Raw genomic sequence first — 23,559 nt, forward strand, 5'->3', positions numbered from 1 at the left:
GCGCCACCCCGGGCCGTACGCGACGGACAACGACTTCCGATTCAGTGGAGAGACTGACTATGACCAGCCGACGGCTCGACGTCTGCCTCATCGGTGCCGGGCCCCGCGGGCTCTCGGTCCTTGAACGGCTGTGTGCGAACGCCGCGTCGGCACCGGCACCCGCGGCGATCACCGTGCACGTGGTCGACCCGTTCCCGCCGGGGGCCGGCCAGGTGTGGCGTAGCGACCAGTCCGAACACCTCCTGATGAACACGGTGGCCTCCCAGGTCACGATGTTCACCGACGAGAGCGTGGAGGTCCGCGGTGAGCTCGCGCCGGGGCCGAGCCTGTACGAATGGGCGCGCTTCCTGGTCCTGATGGGGCCGATGGACGACCGGCACTACGACGAGCGCGTGCTCGCCGAGGCCCGCGCGCTGGGCCCCGACTCCTACCCCTCGCGCGCCTTCTACGGCTGCTACCTGGAGTGGGTCTTCCAGCGGGTCGTGAAGACGGCACCGAACCGGCTGACCACCGTCGTCCACAAGGCCCGTGCGGTGGCCCTGGACGACGAGCCCGGCACGGCCGGAGCAGCCGACGGCGGCGCCTCCCAGAGCGTCCTGCTCGACGACGGCACGCTGATCGAGGGGCTCGACGCCGTCGTCCTCGCCCAGGGGCACCTGCCGGTGCGCCGCTCGCCGCGCCAGCGCGAACTCGGCGGCTTCGCGCACGCGCACGGCCTCGGCTATGTGGTGCCCGCCAACCCCGCCGACGTGGACCTCTCGCCCGTACAGCCGGGCGAGACGGTCGCGCTGCTCGGGCTCGGCCTGAACTTCTTCGACTACATGGCGCTCCTGACGCTCGGCAGGGGCGGCAGGTTCGAGCGGCGCGGCGAAGGGGGCAGGGGCGGCCTCGTCTACCGGGCGTCGGGCCGCGAGCCGCGCCTGGTCGCCGGGTCCCGGCGGGGCCTTCCCTTCCACTCGCGCGGCGAGAACCAGAAGGGCGCGCACGGCCGTCACGAGCCCGCCGTGCTGACCCCCGAGGTGATCAAGGACCTGTGCGAGCGGTCCCTGCGCCAGGGCGGCATCGACTTCCGCGGCACCCTGTGGCCGCTGGTCTCCAAGGAGGTCGAGACGGTCTACTACACCGCGCTGCTCACCGGCGCGGGCCGCCCCGTCCACGCCGAGCTGCTGCGCGCCCGCTATCTGGCGGCCGCGCCGGGCGGCGCGCGGGAGCAGGAGATCCTCGACGAGTACGGCATCGCGGCGGCGGACCGCTGGGACTGGGACCGGGTCGCCCGCCCTTACGCGGGACGGGAGTTCGCCGCTCCGGACGAGTTCACCGACTGGCTCCTCGGCCATCTGCACGACGACCTCAGGGCGGCGCGCGCGGGCAACGTGGCGGGGCCGGTCAAGTCGGCGCTCGACGTCCTGCGCGATCTGCGCAACGAACTCCGGATGGTCATCGACCACGGCGGCCTGACGGGCGGTTCGCACCGCGCGGACCTGGACGCCTGGTACACGCCGCTGAACGCCTTCCTCTCCATCGGCCCGCCCGCCCGGCGCATCGAGGAGGCCATCGCGCTGATCGAGGCCGGTGTGCTGCGGGTGCTCGGCCCCGACGTGCGGGCGGCGACGGACGAGTCCGCGCGGGCATTCACCATCGAGTCCGCAGCGGTGCCGGGATCGCTGACCTGGGCGACCACCCTGATCGAGGCCCGCCTGCCGGAGATCGACCTGCGCGTCACCGCCGACCCGCTGCTGCTGCGGCTCCTCCAGGACCGGCAGTGCCGCTCGTACGAGGTGAGCGACCCCGACGGCTCCGTGTACGAGACGGGTGGACTCGCCGTCACCGGCGCGCCGTTCCACCTGATCGACGCGTCGGGCAGGCCGCATCCGCGGCGCTTCGCCTTCGGCGTGCCCACCGAGTCCGTGCACTGGGCGACCGCGGCGGGCATCAGGCCCGGCGTGAACTCCGTGACGCTGCAGGACTCCGACGCCATCTCCCTCGCCGTACTCGGCCTGGGCGTGGGCGTCCGCCAGGACAGCGAGATGATCGGAGAGCTGACAAGGTGACCGGCACCCTTCCCTCCCTCGACGCCGGGCTGCTCAGCCCCGTCCGCGCGGGCACGCCCGCCGAGGCCGCGACGTCCGACGGCGCCTGGCTGCAGGCCATGCTCGACGCCGAGGCGGCCCTCGTCCGGGCCCAGGCCGCACTCGGCAACGTCCCCGCTGGGGCCGCCGCGACCATCACCGAGCTGGCCCGCGCCGACCTCCTCGACCTGCGCGAACTCGCCCTGCTCAGCAGGGGCGCGGCCAACCCGGTGGTCTCCCTGGTGCAGGCGTTCACCCGGCTCGTGGCCGACAAGGACCCGGCGGCCGCCGACTACGTGCACCGCGGCTCCACCAGCCAGGACATCTTCGACACCGCGCTGATGCTGGTCGCCGGGCGCGCCCTCGCCCTCCTGGCGGCGGACCTGGAGCACATCGCGGGCTCGCTGCGGGTCCTTGCCGAGGAGCACACAGATGCGCTGATGGCGGGTCGTACGCTCGCGCTGCACGCGGTGCCGACGACGTTCGGTCTCAAGGCGGCGGGCTGGCTGACCGCGGTGACCGAGGCGGCGGACCGGTTGCGGGTGCTGCGGGAGGGCGGCCTCGTCGTCCAACTAGGCGGTGCGGCAGGCACGTTGGCGGGATACGTCGAGTACGAGAAGCTGCACGGCGGCGGGGCGTCGACGGGCGGCTACGCGCGGCGGTTGACCGAACGGTTCGCGGCGGAGACGGGCCTGAGCGCGCCGACGCTGCCGTGGCACAGCAACCGGCTGCCGATCGCGGCCCTCGCCGCCGAACTCGCCCTGGTGACCGGGGTGCTCGGGAAGATCGCGGTGGACGTGCAGTCCCTGGCCCGTACGGAGGTCGCCGAGGTGGCCGAGCCCGCCGCGGTGGGCCGGGGCGTCTCGTCGGCGATGCCGCAGAAGCGGAACCCCGCGCTGGCCACGCTGATCCGCTCGGCAGCCCTCCAAGTGCCGGCCTACGCCAGTGTGCTGACGCAGACGATGCTGTCGGAGGACGAGCGCTCGGCCGGTGCCTGGCACGCCGAGTGGCAGCCGTTGCGCGAGTGCCTGCGCCTGGCGGGAGGCGCCGCGCACACCGCGCGCGAGCTGGTGGCGGGCCTGGAGGTGCGGCCCGCGCGGATGCGGGAGAACCTGGGCCTCACCGGCGGCCTGATCGTCTCGGAACGCCTCGCGGCGGTCCTCGCGCCCGCCCTCGGCAAGGCGGCGGCGAAGGAGGTCATGAGCCGGGCGGCCCACGAGTCCGCGACCTCGGGCCGCCCGCTGGCAACGGTACTGGCGGACGAGCCACAGCTAGCCGACCGCTTCACTCCCGAAGCTCTCGCGGAACTCCTGGACCCGGCCGGATACACGGGCGCGGCGGCGGAGTTGACGGCCGGAGCGCTGCGGAGGCATCCGGCGGGGGTCGTGCGCTCGGAGGGGGAGGCATGAGGGGCGTGGAGCTGGTCGGGTCCGGGGCGCTGTGGGGGTTTTCGGGGGCGGTCGGGGGTGCGTGCGCGGGTGGCGAGTTGAGGTATGGCGTCGTGCGGCAGCGTCTGGTGCGGGCGGAGGGGGAGGGATGAGTCGCGTGGAGCTGTTCCGGTCCCGGGTGTGGTGGGGGTTCTCGGGGGCGGCCGGGTGTGTCTGCGTGGGTGGCGAGTCGGGGTGTGGCGTGGTGCGGCGTGGTGCGGCGCGGGTGGCGGTCGCGGTCGTGCGGGCGGGGGTCGGCGCGTGAGTCGCGCGGAGTTGGTCGTCGGTGGGCTGTTGAACGCCGTGGCGCGACCCGCTCCCGTTCTCGCGGGGCGCCTCGCCTTCGGGCTCTTCTGTCATCCGGTGCGGCGCGGCAAGGTGCTGCCCGCTGAGCGCGCCGCCCACGAGCGCGCCGTCACCGAGGAGCTCTCCGTCAACGGCAAGCTGGTGCGCGTGTACCGCTGGGGCACCGGCGAGCGCCCCGTCCTGATGCTGCACGGCTGGCAGTCGAGGGCCTCGCGGTACGCCGCCTTCGTGCCGCACCTGGAGGCGCTCGGCCTCTCCCCGGTCTCCTTCGACGCCCCGGGGCACGGGAGTTCGGGCGGCCGGTCCACGACGATCCTCGAGTACCGCGAGATCATCGGCGGGCTCCAGCGGCGGTACGGCGCCTTCCACTCGGTCGTCGCCCACTCCCTCGGCGCCACCAGCATGCTCCTCGCGCTCCGCGGCGACGTCCGGGCCGGACGCCTGGTCACCGTCGCGGCCGTGAAGGACTTCGGGCACTTCCCCGACGAGTTCGCCCGGATCCTGGGTCTCCGCAACGGCCTGCGCGAGGACCTGCGCGACCGCATCGAGCACCGGCTCTTCGCCGAAGTCGCCGACCCCTGGGCGCTGTTCGACGCCACGCGCGGACCGGAGGAGATCGACGTACCGATGCGGATCATCCACGACACGGACGACGACATGGTGCCGGTGGCACAGGCGCACGCGCTGAAGGATGCCTACGGGGAACAGGCGGAGCTGGTGATCACCGCGGGGCTCGGACGCCGGAAGATCCTCGGCGAGCCGGAGATCGTCGCATCGGCCATGGAGTTCATCGCTCGTTAGTACGGTCGACCGCCGCCCGAGCCGGTCCTCCCTTTTAAAAGAACGACCGGTCGTTTAGTTTTATCTGGCATCCGATGCCGGCTGCGGTACCGACCACGAAGGGACCACCACCCATGACCACCAGTTCACCTCCCTCACCCGGAGCGGGCCCGAGGGACGTCGCAGGTGTAGATGGAGAGCAGGCGCACCAGAGCCCCCCGGCGGGCTCGTCGGCGGCCTCCAAGCTCGCGCTGTTCGTCGCGTCGGGGGCCACCTTCCTCGCCGTGCTCGACACCACGGTCGTCAACATCGCCTTCTCCGACCTGCGCAGCGACTTCACCGACGCCTCGCTGTCCCAGCTGACCTGGGTCGTCACGGCGTACACCGTCGTGTTCGCCGCGCTGCTCGCGGTCGCGGGCCGCGTCGCCGACGTGATCGGGCGCAAGCGGCTGTTCCTCTGGTCGACGGTCCTGTTCACCGTCGCCTCGGTGCTCAGCGGCTTCGCCACCGGAGTGCCGATGCTGGTCGGGGCCCGCGCGCTCCAGGGCGTCGGCGCGGCCGGGATGATCCCCTCGGCGCTCGGCCTCGTCCTCCAGCACACCCCGCCCGCCCGCCGCCAGGTCGCCGTCGGCGTCTGGGGCGCGGTCGGCTCCATGGCCGCGGCCGTCGGGCCGAGCCTCGGCGGACTGCTCGTCGACGTCTGGGGCTGGCGCAGCGTCTTCCTGATCAACCTGCCGATCGGCCTCGCCATCGTGGCGATCTCCGCCCGCCTGGTCGGTGACACGCCGAGCGGACGCAAGCTGCCCGACCCGGTCGGCACCCTCGCCCTCGCCCTGGGCATCGGCGGTGTCGTGTTCGGCGTGACGCAGGGCACGGACTGGGGCTGGGGCAGCGGCTCGGTGCTCGCGCTGCTCGGCGGCGGTCTCGTGCTCGTCGTCGTGGCGCTGCTGCTCTCCACGCGGCGGACCGCGCCCGCCATCGAGCTCGACCTGTGGCGCAACCGCACCTTCGCCGCCACCAACGTCTCCTCGCTGCTCTTCGGCGCGGCCATGTACTCCTACCTGCTCAGCTCGCTGCTCTTCCTCAACGCCATCTGGGGCTACTCCGAGCTGAAGGCGGGCCTCGCGGTCACGCCGGGCGCCTTCAGTGCCGCGCTCGGCGCGATCGTGGTCGGCCGCAGGGTCGGCCCGAGCAAGCAGTGGGCCGCGGTGGCCGCGGGATCCGTGCTCTTCGGCGCGTCCTGCGCCGCGATGTTCCTGCTCCTTGGCACCGAGCGGCAGTACGTCGCCGTCTGGCTGCCCATCGGCATCCTGGGCGGACTCGGCATCGGCGCCGCGCTGACCGCCATCTCCAACGCCGCCACCGCCGCGCTCGCGCCCCAGCGCTTCGCGTCCGGCACCGGCCTGCTCATGACGACACGTCAGATCGGTGGCGCGCTCGGCATCGCGGCGCTCGCCGCGATCCTCGAACGCCACAACGTCCTCGACGACACCGGCTACTTGCAGGTGTTCCTGGCCTGCGCCATCGGCTCCGTCGCGGCCGCCGCGGCGACTCCGTGGATCCGCGCACGTACGCAGTAGCACCGGAGGTACGGGTGACCGGTCCGCCGGGACCGGTCACCCGCCCCCACCCCGACCACACGGCGAAGAGCCCGACCACACAGCGAAGAGAGAGCGCAATGCCACCCATCGACCGTTCCGACCGAGACGCCGCGCGCGCGGAGCACTCCCTCCTGGCCGAGCTGCAGCCGGTCGTGGAGGAGAACCTCCACCGCCATCACGAGGTCGCCAAGGAGTGGTTCCCGCACGAGTACATCCCCTGGAGCCAGGGCCGGGACTTCGAGGGTCCGCTCGACGGCGCGGCCTGGGAACCCGCGGAGGCGACGCTCCCCGAGGTCGCCCGCACCTCGCTCGTGGTGAACCTGCTGACCGAGGACAACCTGCCCGGCTACCACTTCGCGGTGGCCGAGTTCGGCAGGGACGGGGCCTGGGGCAACTGGGTCAACCGCTGGACGGCCGAGGAGGCCAGGCACGGCACCGCGCTGCGCGACTACCTCCTGGTCACCCGGGCCGTCGACCCGCGCGCCCTGGAGCGGGCCAGGATGGCGCACATGGAAGGCGGCTACGACCGCCCCGACGGCTTCAGCGCCGTGCACGCGATCGCGTACGCGGCCTTCCAGGAGCTCGCCACCCGCATCTCGCACCGCAACACGGGACTGGCGAGCACCGACCCGGTCTGCGACGCCCTGCTCGCGCGGATCGCGGCCGACGAGAACCTCCACATGGTCTTCTACCGCAACCTCGTCGAGGCCGCCTTCGAGCTGGCGCCCGACACCGCCATGGAGGTGGTCAGGGACGTCGTGACCGGGTTCGAGATGCCCGGTTCGACGATCAAGGACTTCGGGCGCAAGTCCGCGGAGATCGCCCTCGCGGGCATCTACGACCTGCGGCTGCACCACGACAGCGTCGTCATGCCGATCCTGCGCAAGCTGCGCGTCTTCGAGCGCGAGGGGCTCGGTCCCGCGGGCGAGGCGGCTCGCGAGGAGCTCGCGGGCTTCCTGTCGAAGCTGGACTCCCAGGCGACCTCGTTCACCGACCGGCGTGAGGGCATCAGGGCGTCCCGTGCCAAGCGAGCGGCCGCCATGGCTTCTTGACGACCCCGGGCCCGTCCGGCCCGGCCCGCTCCGTAACGGCACCTACCAGAGAACAGGACAAGCTCATCAGTACCGACAAAGTTCAGCTGTCGCCGTACCAGCGAGACATCTGGTTCGCGGAATCCCGGGCGCCCGGCAGCCCGCAGTTCAACGGTGCCGTCTACGAGCGGTTCACCGGAGCCGTCGACGCGGAGCTCCTGCGCGCGTGCTTCACCCGCGCCCTCGAACGGCACGACACCTTCCGGCTCCGGTTCGACGACGCCGACGGCATGCCGTGCCAGTGGCTTGCCGACACCCTCAGGGACGACGGCGAACCCGTCGTCGACCTCGTCGACCTCTCCGCGGAACCCGACCCGGAGGCGGCCTGCCGGGCCTGGCGCGAGAGGGCCATGGCCACCCCCTTCGCGCTGCGCGACCGGCGGCTCTTCCGGGCGACGCTGCTGCGCGAGGGCGACGACGCGGTCCAGCTCTTCCTGAAGGGGCACCACCTCCTGCTCGACGGGCGGGGCGCCGAGGTCCTGCACACCGAGTTGATGGAGGACTACGCGCGCCGCGCCCGGGGGCAGGAGCCCCGCGACCGGGGCCCCGCGCCGTCCGTGCTGGCCGCCGTCACCGGCCGCGACGACTACTTCGCCGCCCAGGAGTACGCGGACGACCGCGCCCACCACCGCCGTGAACTCGCCCTGATGGAGCCGAACTTCTTCCCCCGGCGCCCACCGGCCTCCGGCTCCGCCTTCGGCCTGCACGCCTTCACGCTGCCCGGCGCCGTGGTCGAGAGCATCAAGGAGAGCGGCACCACCCCCTTCGCGTACATCGCGGCAGCGCTCGGCACCTGGCTCGCCCGCGTGCACCGCTCCAACCAGGCCGTGATCGGCGTCCCCCTGCTCAACCGGCGCACCCGGGCCGAGCTGACCGCCGTCGCGCAGTACGCCAACACCCTTCCCCTGCGCGTCGAGGTGCCCGAGGGCAAGCCGCTCGCGGGCATCGCCGCCGACGTCCAGGACGCGGTGGGCGACCTCCAGCAGCACCAGCGGCTGCCCATCGGGGACCTGCTGCGGGACCTGCCCGCCGACGGGTCCAAGGAGCGCAGGCTCTTCGACGTCACCCTCTCCTATCTGACCCTGCGCACCCCGCTGCCACTGGACGGCGTGGAGCGCGGGGGAGTGTCGTTCACGGCGCCGCCGCACGAGCAGGAGGCCCTCGCGGTCGCCGTCGTCGGCGCCAGGGGCAGCTCGGACCTGCGCGTCGAAGTGCGCTACGCCACCGACGTGTTCGACGGCGACCTGACCGTCACCTCGCTCGTGGAGCACCTGACGTCGCTGATCGCGCACGGGCTCGACAAACCCGAACTGCCCGCGGGCGAGCTGTACATGCTCTCCGCGCGGGAACAGGAGGACCTCCAGCGCTTCGCCCGGGGCCCCCGCGTCCCGTTCGCCGACGACACGACCCTGCACGCCCTGTTCGAGGAGCGGGTGGCCCGCTTCCCCGACCGGACCGCCGTGCTCGGCGACGACGAGCAGGAGCACATCAGCTACGCCGAACTCGACGCCCTCGCCAACCAGGTGGCCCGGTCCCTGCGCTCGCTCCGGGTGGGCCGTGACGACCGCGTCGCCGTCCTGATGGAGCGCGGCCCGAGGATGCTCGCGGCCGTGCTCGGCGTGCTCAAGTCCGGTGGAGCGTACGTCCCCGTCGACCCCGGCTACCCGGCGGCGCGCATCGGCCACATCCTCCAGGACAGCGGGGCCAAGGTCGTCGTCACCGACACGGAGGCCCCCGACCTGCCCGTACCCGACGGGACACCGGTCTGCCCCGTCGACGACCTGATGCAGGGCTCGGCGGCCACGCCGGAACCCGTGGCGGGCCCCCGCGACCTGGCCTACGTCATCTACACCTCCGGGTCGACGGGCCGCCCCAAGGGCGTGATGGTCGAGCACCGCTCGGTCGTCAACCGCCTCGCCTGGATGCAGCGCGCCCTGCCGATCGGCGAGGACGACGTACTCCTGCAGAAGACCCCCATCTCCTTCGACGTCTCCGTGTGGGAGCTGTTCTGGTGGGCGATCGAGGGCGCGTCCGTGGCGCTGCCGCCGACCGGCGCCGAGAAGGACCCGCGCCGCCTCCTGGACGCCGTCGCCCAACACCGCGTCAGCGTCGTCCACTTCGTGCCCTCCATGCTCGGTCCCTTCCTCGACCTCCTGGAGGAATCGCCGCGCCACCGCGCGCTGGCGGGCTCGCTGCGCCACGTGGTGTGCAGCGGCGAGGCGCTGCCCCCGGGCCGCGTCGACCAGTTCAACCGCGTCTTCGCCGGTGTCGCGGGGGCACCGGCGCTGACCAATCTGTACGGGCCGACCGAGGCGACCGTGGACGTCTGCGCCCACACCTGCTCAGCCGACCCCGAGCGGCCCGTCACCCGGGTCCCCATCGGACGTCCCATCGACAACACCGAGCTGTACGTCGTGGGTCCCGACGGCACGCCCCAGCCCATCGGCGTACCCGGTGAGCTGTGCGTCGGCGGTGTCGCGCTCGCCCGCGGCTACCTCAAAAGACCCGGGCTGACCCGGGAGAAGTTCGTGCCCGCGCCCTTCGTCGAGGGCGGCAGGCTCTACCGCACGGGCGACCTCGCCCGCTGGCTCGCGGACGGCACCCTGGAGTACCTCGGCCGCATCGACGGCCAGGTGAAGATCCGCGGCAACCGCGTCGAACCCGGCGAGGTGAGGGACGCCCTGACCCGCATACCCGGCGTACGCGACGCCGCCGTCGTGGACCGCACGTCACCGGCGCGCGGCACCCACCTCGTCGGCTACTGGACGGGCGAGCGCGACCTCGACCCGCGATGGCTGCGCGAGCAACTCGCCGCCGAACTACCCGAGTTCATGATCCCCGCCCACCTCCCGCGCATCGACGCGATACCTCTGACCCCCAACGGCAAGCTGGACCGGCGCGCGCTGCCCGACCCGGACACGAGCCGCGGCGAGCCGGGCGCCCCGCCCCGCACCGAGACCGAACGGGTGCTCGCCGGCATCTGGGCGGACGTGCTCGGCGCGGCACGGGTCGGCATCCACGACGACTACTACGCGCTCGGCGGCGACTCGCTCCTGATGCTGCGCCTGCGCGCCCTCGCGGAGCGGCAGGGCATCCACTTCTCGCTGAACGACCTCGTGTGGCACCCGACGGTCGCCGAGCTCGCCGCGCACGCCACCACCGGGGTGGCGGACCCCACCGCCGACCTCGCGCCCTTCGCCCTCGTCTCCCGCGTGGACCGGGCCCGCATCACGGACGCCGTCGACGCCTTCCCGCTGACCCGCCTCCAGCTCGGCCTCGTCTACCACAGCCTCCAGAGCGAGCGTTCCGCCGTCTACCACGACGTGTTCCGCTACCGGCTCGCGATGGCCTGGGACGAGAAGCACTTCCGTGCCGCCTTCGCCCGGCTCGCCGACCGGCACCCCGCGCTGCGCTCCTCCTTCGACCTCGGCGGCTTCACCGAGCCGCTGCAACTCGTGCACGCGGACGCGGTGGGCGGCCTCGACGTGGTCGATCTGCGCGGCCGCCCGGCGCGGGACGCCGAGGACGAGATCCACGCGCACATCGAGCAACGCCGCTACCACCGCTACCGGTTCGAGCAGGCACCGCTGTACCTGTTCCGGGCCCACGTCCGCGACGACGGCGTCGACCTGGTGCTCGGCTTCCACCACGCGCTGCTCGACGGCGGCAGCGTCGCCAACCTCCTCACCGAACTCCTCCAGGACTACCTGCACGCCCTGGGCGCGGACATCGGCCCCGTCACGGACGACGCGCCGCCCGCCGCCGCCCACCACGTGGGGGGCGAGCGCGTGGCCCTTGCCGACCCGGCGGCGCGCGAGCACTGGAAGACGGTGACGGCCGGAGCCGAGGCGCTGCGGCTCGACGGCTTCGCGGCCGCCGGACCCCCGCGCGGCGACGACCTGGTGGTGCGGCTCGTCGAGCTGCCCGACGACCTCGTGCGCGGCGCCCGCGAACTGGCCAGGGAGCAGGCGCTGCCGGTCAAGTCCCTGCTGTTCGCCGCGTACGCCCTGACGCTGCGTCTGTTCTGCGGGGGCTCGGGCGGTGCCGAGGCCCCTGACGTCACCACCGGGCTCATCACTCACGGCAGACCCGAACGCGAGGGCGCGGAGCGGATGGTGGGGCTCTTCCTCAACACCGTGCCCGTGCGCGTCACCGGTACCGAAGGCAGTTGGCTCGACGTCGTACGGGAGCTGTTCCGGCAGGAGCGCGCGGGCCGCCCCCACCAGCGCTACCCGCTGAGCGCGATCCAGGAGGACCATGGCGCCCCGGTGCTGCACACCGCCTTCAACTACGTGCACTTCCACGTGCTCTCCGAGGTGCTGCGCCTGCCCGACGTACGCCTGGAGGAGTTCACGACCTGGGAGGAGACCGACTTCCAGCTCCTGGTCAACGCGTTCACGCACCCCGTCGACGGCGGAGTGACGCTGCGCATCGACGGCGAGGGCCGCAGCATCACCCCGGCCCAGGCCGAGCTCTTCGGGGCCACCTACACCGACGTGCTGCGCCGCATCGTCGAGGAGCCGGACGAGGCACCCGACTTCGCCTTCCTGGCCGAGGCCGAGGGGGAGAGGTCGGGCGCGGGCGCCCCCTTCGACGAGGACGTGGTGAGCCTCTTCCGGCGCCAGGCCGACCGCACCCCCGACGCGATCGCCGTGTCCAGCAGCGAACACGCGTGGACCTACCGGGAGTTGGCGGACCGCGCCGAGCGGGCGGCGGGGCGGCTGATCGCCCTCGGTGCCGAGCCCGGCGCCCGCGTCGGCATCGCCATGGACCGCTCGCCGGAGACGATCGCCGCGATCCTCGGCACCGCCATGGCCGGTGCCGCGTGCGTGCCGTTGGACACCGGCTATCCGGCGGCCAGGATCGCCGCGATGGTGGCCGATGCCGAGCCCTTCCGGATCATCGCCCGCGCGGCGGACGCCGGTGCGCTCGCCGGTTCGCTCGGGGAGGGGGCGCCGCTGCTCACGGCGGAGTCGCTGTTCGCCGACGAGACGCCGCGGCCGCCCGTGCCCGCGGCCCCGATCTCTTTGGAGAGCACCGCCTACATCCTCTTCACCTCCGGCTCCACCGGACGCCCCAAGGGCGTCGTGATGCCGCACCGCTCGCTCGCCAACCTGATCGGCTGGCAGATCGGTGCCGCGAGCGCGGCCGGGGGCGCGCCCACCGCGCAGTACGCGCCGCTCAGCTTCGACGTCTCCTTCCAGGAGATCTACTCCACGCTCTGCTCGGGCGGCACCCTGCGCCTGGTCGCCGAGGCCGAACGGCGGGACATGCCCGCGCTCCTGAGGATGCTCGACCGCGAGGGCGTGGCACGGATCTTCCTGCCCTACGTCGCCCTGCAACAGCTCGCGGAGGCGTCGGCCGCCCTCGGCGTCGTGCCGCGCGCGCTGCGGGTGATCTGCTCCTCGGGGGAGCAACTGCGGGTCACCGACGAGATCAGGGCGCTGCTCGCCGCGCTGCCCGGAGCGATCCTGGAGAACCAGTACGGCCCGACCGAGTCCCACGTGGTGGCCGCCCACACCCTGACAGGGGACCCGGCGGCCTTCCCCGCCATCGTCCCGATCGGCACCCCCCTCACCGGCACGGGCGTCCTCGTGCTCGACCCGAAGGGCCGCCCCGTGCCCACCGGCGTGCAGGGCGAGCTGTTCCTCACCGGCGCCGCGCTCGCCGACGGCTACCTCGGCGACCCGGCGCTGACCGAGGAGCGCTTCGTACGCCTCGCGCTGCCCGGCGGAACCCGCACCGCCTACCGGACGGGGGATCTGGGCCGGGTCCTGCCCGACGGCGCCCTCGTCTACGCGGGCCGGGCCGACACCCAGGTGAAGGTCCGCGGCTACCGCGTCGAACCGGCCGAGGCCGAGGTCGCCCTCGTGCGCCTCGCGTCGGGCCCCGCGGGCGGCGGCATCAAGGAGGCGGCCGTGGTCGCCCGCGCGGCGGCGGACGGGTCCACCGGACTCGTCGCCTTCCTGGTCGGTGATCCCGACTCCACCGACCTGGCGGCGCTCCTCGGTGAACTGCGCACGCATCTGCCGGAGTTCATGGTGCCGGGCCGCTTCGCGTGGCTGCCCGAGCTGCCGCTGACACCCAGCGGGAAGAGGGACGACGCGGCACTGCGGACCCTGCCGATCGGCGGGACGGAGGCGGCGCGGGGGCAGGCCCCCAGGGACGCGTACGAGCGGACGCTGGTGGAGCTGCTCGGCGGGCTCCTCGGCGTCGACGGCGTCGGCGTCCACGACGACATCTTCGCGCTCGGCGCCACCTCGCTCACCACCATGCGGCTCGTCGTCCTGATCGAGCAGCGGTACGGCGTCACCATCCCCATCTCCGGGTTCATCGCGGCGCCGACGGTCGCCGCGCTCGCGGAACTCCTCCGCTCCGGCGGCGCCACGCTCTCCTTCGACCCGCTGGTGCCGATCCGCGCCGAGGGCGACAGGGTGCCGCTGTTCCTCGCCCACCCGATGGGCGGCAACGTGCTCTGCTACGTGCCGCTGGCCCGCCATCTCCCCGACGGGCAGCCGCTGTTCGCCTTCCAGGCGTCCGGCGGCGACCTCGGCACCGAGCCGCTGCGCACCGTCCCCGACATCGCCGCGAGCTACATCGAAGCGATGCGCGGGGTGCGGCCCCAGGGCCCGTACGTCGTCGGCGGCTGGTCCTTCGGCGGCTTCGTGGCCTTCGAGATGGCACGCCAACTGCGCGCCGGGGGACACGAGGTGGCCGAGGTGATCCTCCTGGACACGGTCGCCCTCGGCCCGGCGGAGGAACGTCAGGGCTACACCGACGAGGCGCTGCTCGGCTGGTTCTTCTGGGAGCTGCTCCTGCTCGGCCGGGGCGGCGACTCGCCCCTTGAGGCCATCCCCGCCGAACTCACCACGCTGGACGAGAAGTTCGCCTTCATCGCGAGGACCGCCGCCGAGGAGGGCATCCTGCCCGCGGACAGCGACGGCTCGCTCGTCGGCAGGCTCTTCGGGGTGTACGAGGCCAACTGGCGTGCCACGCAGCACTATCAGCCCGAACCCGGCGCCGACGACATCACCCTGATCCGCGCGTCCGAGCCGCTGCCCGGTGTCCTGCGGGCGATGCACGGCGCCGGCGGCACCCAGCACACCGACCCGGCCAACGGGTGGCACACCATGACCACCGGCCACGTGAAGGTCGTCCACGTACCCGGCGACCACCTTTCGATCATGGAGGAGCCGCACGTGGCCGACGTCGCCGCCGCGGTCGCCGAACTGGCCGAGTCGAGCACCGCAGAGAGCACTGCCGAGAGCACCGCCGAGAAGGGACAGCGACGTGCCTGAGCGCACCAACCCCCGAGCCATCGTGATCGGAGCCGGCATCGGAGGTCTGGCGACCGCCGTGGCCCTGCGCCGCGTGGGCGTGGAGGTGGAGATCTACGAGCGGGCACCCGACCTGCGCCCCGCGGGCTTCGGCATCTCCGTGATGAGCAACGCGGTGGCCGCCCTGCGCGCCCTGGACATCGACCTCGGTCTGGAGAAGCGCGGCCAGACGATCCTGCACACCGAGATCATGACCGACAAGGGCCGCACCCTGCGCTCGCTGCCCCTGGAGAGCGCGGGCGACCGGCTCGGCGCCCCCAGCGTCGCGATGTACCGGGGCGACCTCCAGGCGGCGCTGCTCGACGCGCTCGGCGGACTGCCCGTCTCGCTGGGCGCCGTCGCCACCGGCTACGACACCACGGGCGACGGCGTCCGCGTCACGTTCGAGGACGGCAGGGAGGCCACCGGCGACATCCTGATCGGCGCCGACGGCATCAACTCCGCGATCCGGCGGGCCGTCACCGGCGACACGAGGGGCCCGCGCTACGGCGGCTTCCTGTGCTGGCTCTCCGTCACCCCCTTCACCCACCCGAAGATCACCAAGGGGTTCAACGCGCACTACTGGGGCCTCGGCAGCCGGTTCGGCCTGCACGACGTGGGCAAGGGCCGCGCCTACTGGTGGGGCACCGTGAACATGCCCGCCGACGCCGCCCGCGACTGGGACGGCGACAAGGACCAGATCGTGCGCGCCTACGCGGGCTGGGCGGACGAGGTGCGCGAGGCGATCAGGACCACGCCGGTCGAGGACATCGTCGCCGTACCGGCGCAGGACAGGCCGTTCCTGGAGAACTGGGGCGACGGACCCGTCACCCTCCTCGGCGACGCCGCCCACCCCATGCTGCCCAGCCTCGGCCAGGGCGGCAGCACCGCCATCGAGGACGCCGTGGTGCTCGCGCAGTGCCTGGCGTCGCGCAAGGACCCCGTGGCGGCCCTGCGCGCATACGAGAAGCTGCGGCGCGCGCGCACCAGGGAAATGGTGGAGGTCTCCCGCAAGTTCGGCGGCTTCGAGCAGCTGGAGAACCCCGTGCTGCGCGCCGTGCGCGACGTCTATCTGCGCCACGCCCCCCAGTCCGTGCTCTTCAAGCCGTTCCAGCGGGCCCTGACGCCCCAACTGCTCGACGAATGACCCATCGACCTACGGGAGCAGCCATGAACCACCCCGATTCCGGCGCCGAGGCCAAAAGCGTCGTGCACCGTTACCTCAAGGCCCTGCGCGAACGCGATGCCGCGGCCATCCCGCAGCTCATCGCCGCCGACGCCGTCTACCGCATACCCGGCGACCACCCGGTGGCGGGCACCTGGAAGGGGCTCGCGGAGATCGCCGAGAACTTCCTGCTGCCCATGGGGGAGCGCTTCGACCCGACGGCCGACTACGCGGTCGAGGTCCTGCACGTCATCGCCGAGGGCCCCGAGGTGTCGGTCGAGTGCGTCACCCGGGCCACGACCCGGGACGGCGCGCCCTACGAGCTGGACATCAGCGCCCAGTTCACCGTCGAGGACGGGCGGATCACCAGCATGCGGGAGTACTTCGACACCCAGTACTTCGCCCGTACGCTCTTCGGCCAGGGCTGACGGGTGACCGCCGCCCGCACCCGCTTCGGCGGGAAAGAGCTCCGTATGAGCAGGCTCTCGCGAAGGGCCGACGAACGCTATCTGTTCATTCCGCTTGACCACTCCGTCTCCGACGGGCCGGTCGCCGACGCCGTCGAGTTCGACCGGCTGCTCGGCCGGATCGTGGCGGGCGGCGCGGACGCCGTGATCGTGCACAAGGGCCGTGCCCCCAGGATCGACCCGCGCCATCTGCGCTCCTGCGCGCTGATCGTGCACCTCAGCGCGGGCACGGTGCACGCCGCCGACGAGAACGCCAAGGTGCTCGTCGGCGGCGTGGAGGACGCGGTGCGGCTCGGCGCCGACGCGGTCAGCGTGCACGTCAACGTGGGATCGGAGACCGAGGCGGCGCAGCTCGCCGACCTCGGCCGCATCGCCACCGAGTGCCAGCACTGGAACCTGCCACTGCTCGCGATGATCTACCCCAGGGGCCCCAGGATCGCCGACGCCTGCGACCCCGGCCTGCTCTCGCACGTGGTGAACATCGCCGTCGACCTGGGCGCCGACCTGGTCAAGACCTCGGCCGCCGCGCCGCTGCACCGGATGGCGGAGGTCGTGGCGAGCTGCCCGGTCCCTGTCCTGGTGGCGGGCGGGCCCGAGAACGGCGCGGACCTGAGCGGCTACGCGCGAGCCGTGCTCGACGCCGGATGCGCCGGACTGGCCGTCGGGCGGCGGGTGTTCACCAGCGCGGACCCCGAACGTCTGGTCCGCGACCTCGCCGAGACCGTGCACGCGCCGCGCGACCTCACGGACCTGCCGTCGCCCGTCGCCGGGCTGTACGACACGGTCGCCACGCTCTGACGCACGCGGGGCGCCCCGCCGCACCTCGCCCATGACTCTTCCCTGCCTCTTCCATCCCGAGGGACTCACGTGAAATTCGCCTGGATCGACATCCGTTCCGTCGCCCCCGAGCAGGTCGCCGCCGTCGTCGACGCGGCCGTGCACGCCCGGCTCGACGGCATCGTGGACTCCCACTCCGAGGTGCTCTCCACGCTGCCGCCCACGGTGCGCAAGGTGCTCCTGCCCCAGGGCGCCGCGCCCGAGGACGCGGCGGAGGGCGAGGGCCCCGACCTCGTCGCCGTGACCGTCACCGACGAGCAGGAACTCAACGCGCTGCGCCTGCGGTTCCTCGCGGGCGAGAAGTCGGCGACCGCGTACGTCGAGGTGACCGACCAGCGCACCCTCGACCTCGCCTGCGGAGCCGCCGCCGACCTGCCGTACACCGTGGTGCGCTTCCGCGACCCGACCAAGATCCCGCTGGAGATCGTCATCGCGGCCGCGGACCGCTCCGACGGCAGGCTGATCTGCGAGGTCGGCTCGGTCGAGGAGGCCGAGATCGTCGTCGGCGTCCTGGAGAAGGGCTCCGAGGGCCTGCTGATGGCACCCTCCGGCGTCGACGACGTCTTCAAGCTCGCCGAACTCCTCGCCACCAAGACCGAACCGCTCGACCTCACCTCGCTGACCGTCGAGTCGATCGAGCACTCGGGCATGGGCGACCGCGTGTGCGTCGACACCTGCACGCACTTCGAGAAGGACGAGGGCATCCTGGTGGGCTCGTACGCCCACGGGTTCGTGCTCTGCGTCAGTGAGACGCACCCGCTGCCGTACATGCCGACCCGCCCGTTCCGCGTCAACGCCGGTGCCCTGCACTCCTACACCTACGGCGCCGACAACCGCACCAACTACCTGAGCGAACTCCAGGCGGGCGCCACGGTGCTCGGCGTGGGCGCCGACGGCCGTACGCGCCGCATCGCGGTGGGCCGCGTCAAGCTGGAGTCCCGTCCGCTCCTGACCATCAAGGCGAAGTCCCCCGAGGGCGTCGAGGTCAGCCTGACCGTCCAGGACGACTGGCACGTGCGGGTCCTCGGCCCCGGCGCCGCCGTCCTCAACGTCACCGAACTCAAGGCGGGTGACCAGCTGTTGGGCTACACGCCGACCGACAAGCGGCACGTCGGCTGGCCCGTCGCCGAGTTCTGCATCGAGAAGTGAGCGGGCCCCGTGGAGAGCGAAACCGACAACGAACCCCTCGCCGAGGAACTCGCGCGGGCGCTGGCCGCCCCGGCCGCCGAAACGGTCTGGGCGCGGGCCGGGACCGAGGTGACCTGGGACCGCCTTCGCGCTGAAGTCGCCGCGCTGGAAGAGGACTTCGCGGCGCGCGGCATCGGCCCCGGATCGGCCGTGGCCGTGCGGATGACACCGAGCTTCAGCTATCTGTGGACCGTCCTGGCGCTCTGGTCGCGCGGCGCACAGGTCGTCCTCGTCGACCCGCGCTCGACCCGGGCCGAGGTGGACAGGATGCTCGCCCTGTGCGCGCCGGGCCACCTGATCGACTCGGGCGACGCGGGGGCGGTCCGCGTCGAGTTCCGCGACACCTGCGCATCACGGATCACCGCGCGTCCCGAGGGGCGCGCGGCCCGCACCGCGCACGCGCTGATCCAGTTCACCTCGGGCTCCACGGGACACCCGAAGGCGATCGGCCGCACGGCGGCGTCCCTGCTCGCCGAACTCGACCGGTTCGCCGCCCTGCCCGAGATGCCCCGCGCCGGTGAACGGGTGCTGCTCGGCAACTCGCTGACGCACTCCTTCGGTCTGCTCGGCGGCGTGCTGCACGCGCTCCGCGCGAGCGCCACCCTGCTGTTCGCACCGGACGCCAGGCCCCGCACGCTCCTGACCACCCTCGCGGAACAGCGGGCGCACGTCCTGTTCGGCGTGCCCTTCCACTTCGAGCTGCTCACCCGCGTGTCCGCCCCGGTCCCCCTGCCCGACCTGCGCCTCGCCGTCTCCGGCGGCGAGGCGCTGCGCGTCGAGGTGTACGAACGGTTCGAGGAGCGGTACGGGGTCCGGATCGGCCAGGCGTACGGCATGACCGAGACCGGCATCGCCGCCGTCGACCTGGCGGGGGCGCACCGGCCCCCGGTGGTGGGCCTCCCGGCCCCGGGCATGGAACTCGACGTACGGGCGGGCGAGTTGTACATCCGCACGGACGCCTCCCCGTACGCGTACGCGGAGGGCGGCGCGGCGGATCGGTACGCCGACGGCTGGCTGCGCACGCACGACCGCTGCCGCATCGACGCGAACGGCGTGCTCTCGCTGCACGGCAGGACCGACGCCCTGGTGGTGGTCGGCGGGCTCAAGGTCGACCTCAGGGAGGTCGAACTGGCCCTGGCCGCGCACCCCGACGTCACCGAGGTGGTGGTGCTCTTCGAGAACGCCATCGAGGCGTTCGTGGGCGTGCGGGGCGGCACGGCGGCCCGCGACCTCCAGGACTGGTGCCGCGAGCGGCTCAGCCTCTACAAGGTCCCGCGCCGGTTCGAGGTCGCCCCCGCGATCCCGCGCACGAGCAACGGAAAGCTCCTGCGCGACCGCGACGCGCTCGTCGCCCGCATGGGCGCGGCCGTCCCGAGCGGGGCCACGGCATGATCATCCAGCCGATGACGCACGGCTCCCTCTGCGTCAACGCCCATCCGGACGGCTGCGCCCGGCGCGTGCGCGACGACATCGCGTACGTACGGGAGCGGCCGCTGCCACCCGGCGCGGCCCGGCCCCGCGCGGTCCTCGTCATCGGGGGCTCCGCGGGCCTGGGCCTCGCCACCCGGCTCGTCGCCGCCGTCGGCCTGGGCGCCGCCACGCTGAACGTGTGCCGCGAGAGCCCTGGCCTGCCCGGGCGCACCGGCACCCCCGGCTGGTACAACACGGCCGCCCTCGAAGGGGAGTTGGCCCGCATCGGGCGCTACGGCCGCACGGTCGTCGGCGACGCGTTCAGCGACGAGGTCAAACACCGCACGGCGCGCGCCGTCCGCGACGACCTCGGGCAGGTGGACCTGGTCCTCCACAGCCTGGCCGCGCCGCGCCGCACCCACCCGGAGACCGGCCGCACGCACCGCTCGGCGATCAAGCCGCTCGGCGCCCCGTTCACGGCGAAGACCTACGACAGCGCCACCCGCGAGGTCGCCGCGGCGACCCTGGAACCCGCGTCCGACGAGGAGATCGGGGACACGGTCGCCGTCATGGGCGGCGACGACTGGCGGCGCTGGATGGACGTGCTCGGCGACGCCGGTGTGCTGGCGCCCGACGTCACCACGCTCGCCTTCAGCTATCAGGGCAATGCCGCGCTCGCCCCCACCTACCGGGCGGGCACCCTCGGCCGCGCCAAGGAACACCTGGAGGCCACGGCCCACGCGCTGCACGACCGGCTCGCCCCTACCGGCGGCCGTGCCGTCACCGCCGTGATGCGGGCGATGGTCACCCAGGCGAGCCGCGTCATCCCCGCCCAGACGCTCTACACCGTGATCCTCAGCCGGGTGATGCGCGAACGGGGCCTGGAGGAGGGCCCCGTCGCCCAGGCCCACCGGCTGCTCGGCGAGCACCTCTACCCGGGCTCCCCGGCGAACAGGTCGTTCCCCGGCGCGGACGAGCGCGGGCGGCTGCGCCTCGACGACAGGGAGCTGCGCCCCGACGTACAGGCCGAGGTCGACCGCAGGCTCGCGGAGGTCGACACCGGGAACATCGGACGGCTCGGCGACCCCGACGGGTACCACGCGCAGTGCCTGGCCCTCAACGGCTTCGGCCTGCCCGGCGTCGACTACGCGGCCCCGACGGACCCCGTCCGCGACCTCGGCGACCCGATCCACGTGGCGCCGCCGGCGCCCGACAGAGCCAGGAGAACCGCCGTGCGGCACGAGCACGAGGCGGCCACGTGATCACGACCTATGAGATCCGCAGGCTGCTCACCCAGTACTCCATCGTCCCGCTCACCCTGGAGGAACTCGACGAGGACACCCCGCTCACCCTCGACTCGCTGGCCCTGGTCTGGTTCCAGCACGCCATGGACGAGGAGCACGGGATCAGCGTCGACCCCTACGGCGCCGACCTCGAACTCTTCACCTCGGTACGCGGGATCCACACCTACCTCGCGGCCCTCGGGGCGGGCACCGATGCCCGCTGAGAGGAGCGCGGCGCGCACACCGGGCGGGGGCACGGACGTCTGGATCACCGGGTACGACACCTTCACCGCCTTCGGGCACGGCGCGGACGCGCTGCGCGAGCACGTGTTCGCCGGGCGGCACGCCTTCGCCCCGGTCGAGCGCTTCGACACCCGGCCCTTCCGCAACCGGTACGCCGCCGCCCACGGCACGGACCCCGCACCCGCGCTGACCGAGACCGCCATCGACTGCGCGCGCGGGGCCCTGGCCGCGGCGAAGCTCGATCCCGCGACGGTCGACGCGCACCGCGCCGCCGTACTCCTGGGCACCCAGGGCGACTTCACCGGCATCCACCGCTTCTGGCAGGACACCGCGGCGGGCCGGGCGACGGATCAGCGCGACGCGCACCGCAGCTTCGCGGGCGGAGTGCCCGCCGCGGTCGCCGACGACCTCGGGTTCGCCGGGCCCCGGCTCGCGTTCATCAACGCGTGCGTGGCCTCGCCCAGCGCGGTCGCCCACGCCTGTCGGCTCATCGAGGCGGGGCGGGTGGACGTCGCCGTGGTCGGCGGCGGCTATCTCGTGGAGGAGGAGCAGTTCGCCAAGTTCGACTCGGGGCGCACCTTCGCCAGGGACGGGCGACTGCGCCCCTTCGCCAAGGGCCGCAGCGGCATGCTGCTCGGCGACGGCGTGGCGGCCCTCGTCCTGGAGTCCGGCGCGCACCTGCTCGGGCGCGGCGGCCGTCCGCTGGCCAGGGTCGGCGGATACGGCGCGTCGGCCGACGCCCACCACGTCGTCAAGCCCCACCCCGAAGGGCTCGGCATGGCGCGGGCCGTCGTCCGCGCGCTCGACAGGGCGCGGCTCGGACCCACCGCGATCGACTACGTCAACGCCCACGGCACCGGCACCGAGCTCAACGACCTGGCGGAGACGGCCGCGCTGCACACCGCGTTCGGTACCCACGCGGGGCGGCTCATGGTCAGCTCCACCAAGAGCGTGACGGGGCACATGCTGGAGGCCACCGGCGCGGTCGAACTCGTCGTCTCCGTCATGGCGCTGGAGTCCGGCGCGGTGCCGCCCACCGCGGGCTTCGACGCGCCCGACCCCCGGTGCGACCTCGACTGGGTACCGAACGAGCCGCGCCGGGCCGACCTGCGCCGGGTGCTCTCGTTGAACGCGGCCTTCGGGGGCATGAACACCGCGATCATCCTGGAGCAGCCGTGACCGTTCCCCTTCTCGCCGGACGGCCGACGCTGGCCGTGGCCGCCGCCGCACGCGTCGGACCCGGAGCTTCCGGCGCCGAACTGCCCGCCGTGCCCGGCTTCGTCGCCTCCGCCTTCAACCCGCTGGTCCGCGAGACCGTCCGGCGCTGCCTCGGCGATCCCGGCGCGGACCATCCCCTCGTCGGTCCGCACCTCGACACGACGGCCATCGTGCTGGCCACCGTCGCCGGGGACGCCACGACGTCCGACCTGGCGAGCCAGAAACTGGTGAGCGGCCGGGTGCACAACCCGCTCCTCTTCCTCCAGTCGGTCACCACCTCGATCCTGGGCCACCTCACCATCGAGTACGGCCTGACCGGACCCGTCTCCTGCCTGGCCGCCGACAGCGGCATCGGGACGGAGGCGCTCGACGCGGCGGAACTGCTGCTCCTGGACGACGACATCGACCAGGTCCTGCTGATCGCGGTGGAACTCGCGGCGAATCCGCGCACGGGAGCGGCGTTCGCCCACGTGGCGGCGTCGGGCGGCACGGGGGCGCCGCACGGGGGAGACCTGGCGGTGGCCCTGCTCCTGCGCGAGGCGGATGCCGAGAAGACGACCACCTCGCCCGCCGAGCCTCCCTGCCCGCAGGGCGACGCGGGCCACTTCTCCGCCCTCGTCGCGCAGACCGACCACGCACAAAACGCACTGGGAGCGACCCGATGAAGCAGCCGATGGACCGGATCATGGCCGACCTGCCCGAGGAACTCGCCGCGGAACAACTGGTGAACCGCCTGGGCATCAAGATCACTGAATGGTCCCGCGAACGGGTGGTCGGCACCATGCCGGTGGCGGGCAACCGCCAGCCGTTCGGCCTGCTGCACGGCGGCGCGAGCGCGGCCCTGGCCGAAACCCTCGGCTCCCTGGCCGCCGCGGCCTACGTGGCCCCCGACGGCATGCTGGTGGGCCTGGAACTGAACTGCACCCACCACCGAGCGGCCCGCGACGGCCTGGTCACGGGCGTCTGCGAGCCGCTGCACGAGGGCGCACAGATCGGCACGTACCAGGTGACGATCACGAACGACCGGGATCAGCTGGTGTGCACGGCGCGTCTGACGTGCTTGCTGCGCAAGGGCAGAAGCGCGGAGCACTGAGAGGCGGGGGCCTCGACGCAGGGGTGGCCTGCGTCGAGGCAGCCCCGTAAGGGGCGTGGGACTGT

16 protein-coding genes are annotated in these 23,559 nt (G+C 73.2%); all 16 read left to right on the forward strand.

Annotated elements, in window-relative coordinates; translation table 11 throughout:
* The first annotated feature begins 59 nt into the window (after positions 1 to 59).
* On the forward strand, positions 60 to 2,051 hold the full coding sequence (locus tag KY5_RS34090; protein ID WP_098245808.1) for an FAD/NAD(P)-binding protein: 1,992 nt from the start codon (positions 60 to 62) through the stop codon (positions 2,049 to 2,051).
* On the forward strand, positions 2,048 to 3,478 hold the full coding sequence (locus KY5_RS34095) for a class-II fumarase/aspartase family protein (RefSeq protein ID WP_234362998.1): 1,431 nt from the start codon (positions 2,048 to 2,050) through the stop codon (positions 3,476 to 3,478). The genes KY5_RS34090 and KY5_RS34095 overlap by 4 nt, the downstream gene beginning before the upstream one ends.
* Positions 3,479 to 3,757: 279 nt before the next feature.
* Positions 3,758 to 4,603, forward strand: a complete 846-nt coding sequence (locus KY5_RS34100) for an alpha/beta fold hydrolase (protein ID WP_234362999.1) — start codon at positions 3,758 to 3,760, stop codon at positions 4,601 to 4,603.
* Positions 4,604 to 4,716: 113 nt separating this feature from the next.
* Positions 4,717 to 6,162 (forward strand): DHA2 family efflux MFS transporter permease subunit, encoded by a 1,446-nt coding sequence (locus tag KY5_RS34105; RefSeq protein ID WP_159072667.1) that lies wholly within the window; start codon positions 4,717 to 4,719, stop codon positions 6,160 to 6,162.
* A gap of 98 nt (positions 6,163 to 6,260) precedes the next feature.
* Entirely contained in the window at positions 6,261 to 7,235 is a 975-nt protein-coding gene (locus KY5_RS34110; RefSeq protein WP_098245811.1) for an acyl-ACP desaturase, read from the forward strand.
* Positions 7,232 to 14,572: an amino acid adenylation domain-containing protein gene (locus tag KY5_RS34115; protein ID WP_418952838.1), complete on the forward strand. Its 7,341-nt coding sequence runs from the start codon at positions 7,232 to 7,234 to the stop codon at positions 14,570 to 14,572. Before KY5_RS34110 ends, KY5_RS34115 begins: the two co-directional genes overlap by 4 nt.
* The gene (locus KY5_RS34120) at positions 14,565 to 15,737 is read left to right on the forward strand and encodes an FAD-dependent monooxygenase (RefSeq protein ID WP_098245812.1); all 1,173 of its coding nucleotides are present in this window, start codon (positions 14,565 to 14,567) and stop codon (positions 15,735 to 15,737) included. The genes KY5_RS34115 and KY5_RS34120 overlap by 8 nt, the downstream gene beginning before the upstream one ends.
* A 23-nt stretch (positions 15,738 to 15,760) precedes the next feature.
* A complete protein-coding gene (locus tag KY5_RS34125; RefSeq protein WP_159072668.1) occupies positions 15,761 to 16,183 on the forward strand; it encodes a nuclear transport factor 2 family protein in 423 nt (140 codons plus the stop codon).
* Between the two features lie 3 nt (positions 16,184 to 16,186).
* Entirely contained in the window at positions 16,187 to 17,020 is an 834-nt protein-coding gene (locus KY5_RS34130) for a 2-amino-3,7-dideoxy-D-threo-hept-6-ulosonate synthase (RefSeq protein ID WP_267894305.1), read from the forward strand.
* Between the two features lie 69 nt (positions 17,021 to 17,089).
* Complete coding sequence (locus tag KY5_RS34135; RefSeq protein ID WP_098245815.1) at positions 17,090 to 18,208, forward strand: 3-dehydroquinate synthase II family protein; 1,119 nt, start codon at positions 17,090 to 17,092, stop codon at positions 18,206 to 18,208.
* 9 nt (positions 18,209 to 18,217) lie between these two features.
* Positions 18,218 to 19,639 carry a class I adenylate-forming enzyme family protein gene (locus tag KY5_RS34140; RefSeq protein WP_098245816.1) on the forward strand — a complete coding sequence of 474 codons (1,422 nt, stop codon included), beginning with the start codon at positions 18,218 to 18,220 and terminating at the stop codon, positions 19,637 to 19,639.
* Between the two features lie 11 nt (positions 19,640 to 19,650).
* Positions 19,651 to 20,919 carry an enoyl-ACP reductase FabV gene (fabV, locus tag KY5_RS34145; protein ID WP_234363000.1) on the forward strand — a complete coding sequence of 423 codons (1,269 nt, stop codon included), beginning with the start codon at positions 19,651 to 19,653 and terminating at the stop codon, positions 20,917 to 20,919.
* Entirely contained in the window at positions 20,916 to 21,164 is a 249-nt protein-coding gene (locus tag KY5_RS34150; RefSeq protein WP_098245818.1) for a hypothetical protein, read from the forward strand. Before fabV ends, KY5_RS34150 begins: the two co-directional genes overlap by 4 nt.
* A complete protein-coding gene (locus KY5_RS34155; protein WP_098245819.1) occupies positions 21,154 to 22,362 on the forward strand; it encodes a beta-ketoacyl-[acyl-carrier-protein] synthase family protein in 1,209 nt (402 codons plus the stop codon). The genes KY5_RS34150 and KY5_RS34155 overlap by 11 nt, the downstream gene beginning before the upstream one ends.
* Positions 22,359 to 23,066, forward strand: a complete 708-nt coding sequence (locus KY5_RS34160; protein ID WP_098245820.1) for a ketosynthase — start codon at positions 22,359 to 22,361, stop codon at positions 23,064 to 23,066. The genes KY5_RS34155 and KY5_RS34160 overlap by 4 nt, the downstream gene beginning before the upstream one ends.
* Positions 23,063 to 23,494: a PaaI family thioesterase gene (locus KY5_RS34165; RefSeq protein ID WP_098245821.1), complete on the forward strand. Its 432-nt coding sequence runs from the start codon at positions 23,063 to 23,065 to the stop codon at positions 23,492 to 23,494. Before KY5_RS34160 ends, KY5_RS34165 begins: the two co-directional genes overlap by 4 nt.
* The last annotated feature ends 65 nt before the right edge of the window (positions 23,495 to 23,559 follow it).

Origin of the sequence: Streptomyces formicae, from assembly GCF_002556545.1 — a bacterium.
In the GTDB taxonomy this organism is placed as follows: Bacteria; Actinomycetota; Actinomycetes; order Streptomycetales; family Streptomycetaceae; genus Streptomyces; species Streptomyces formicae_A.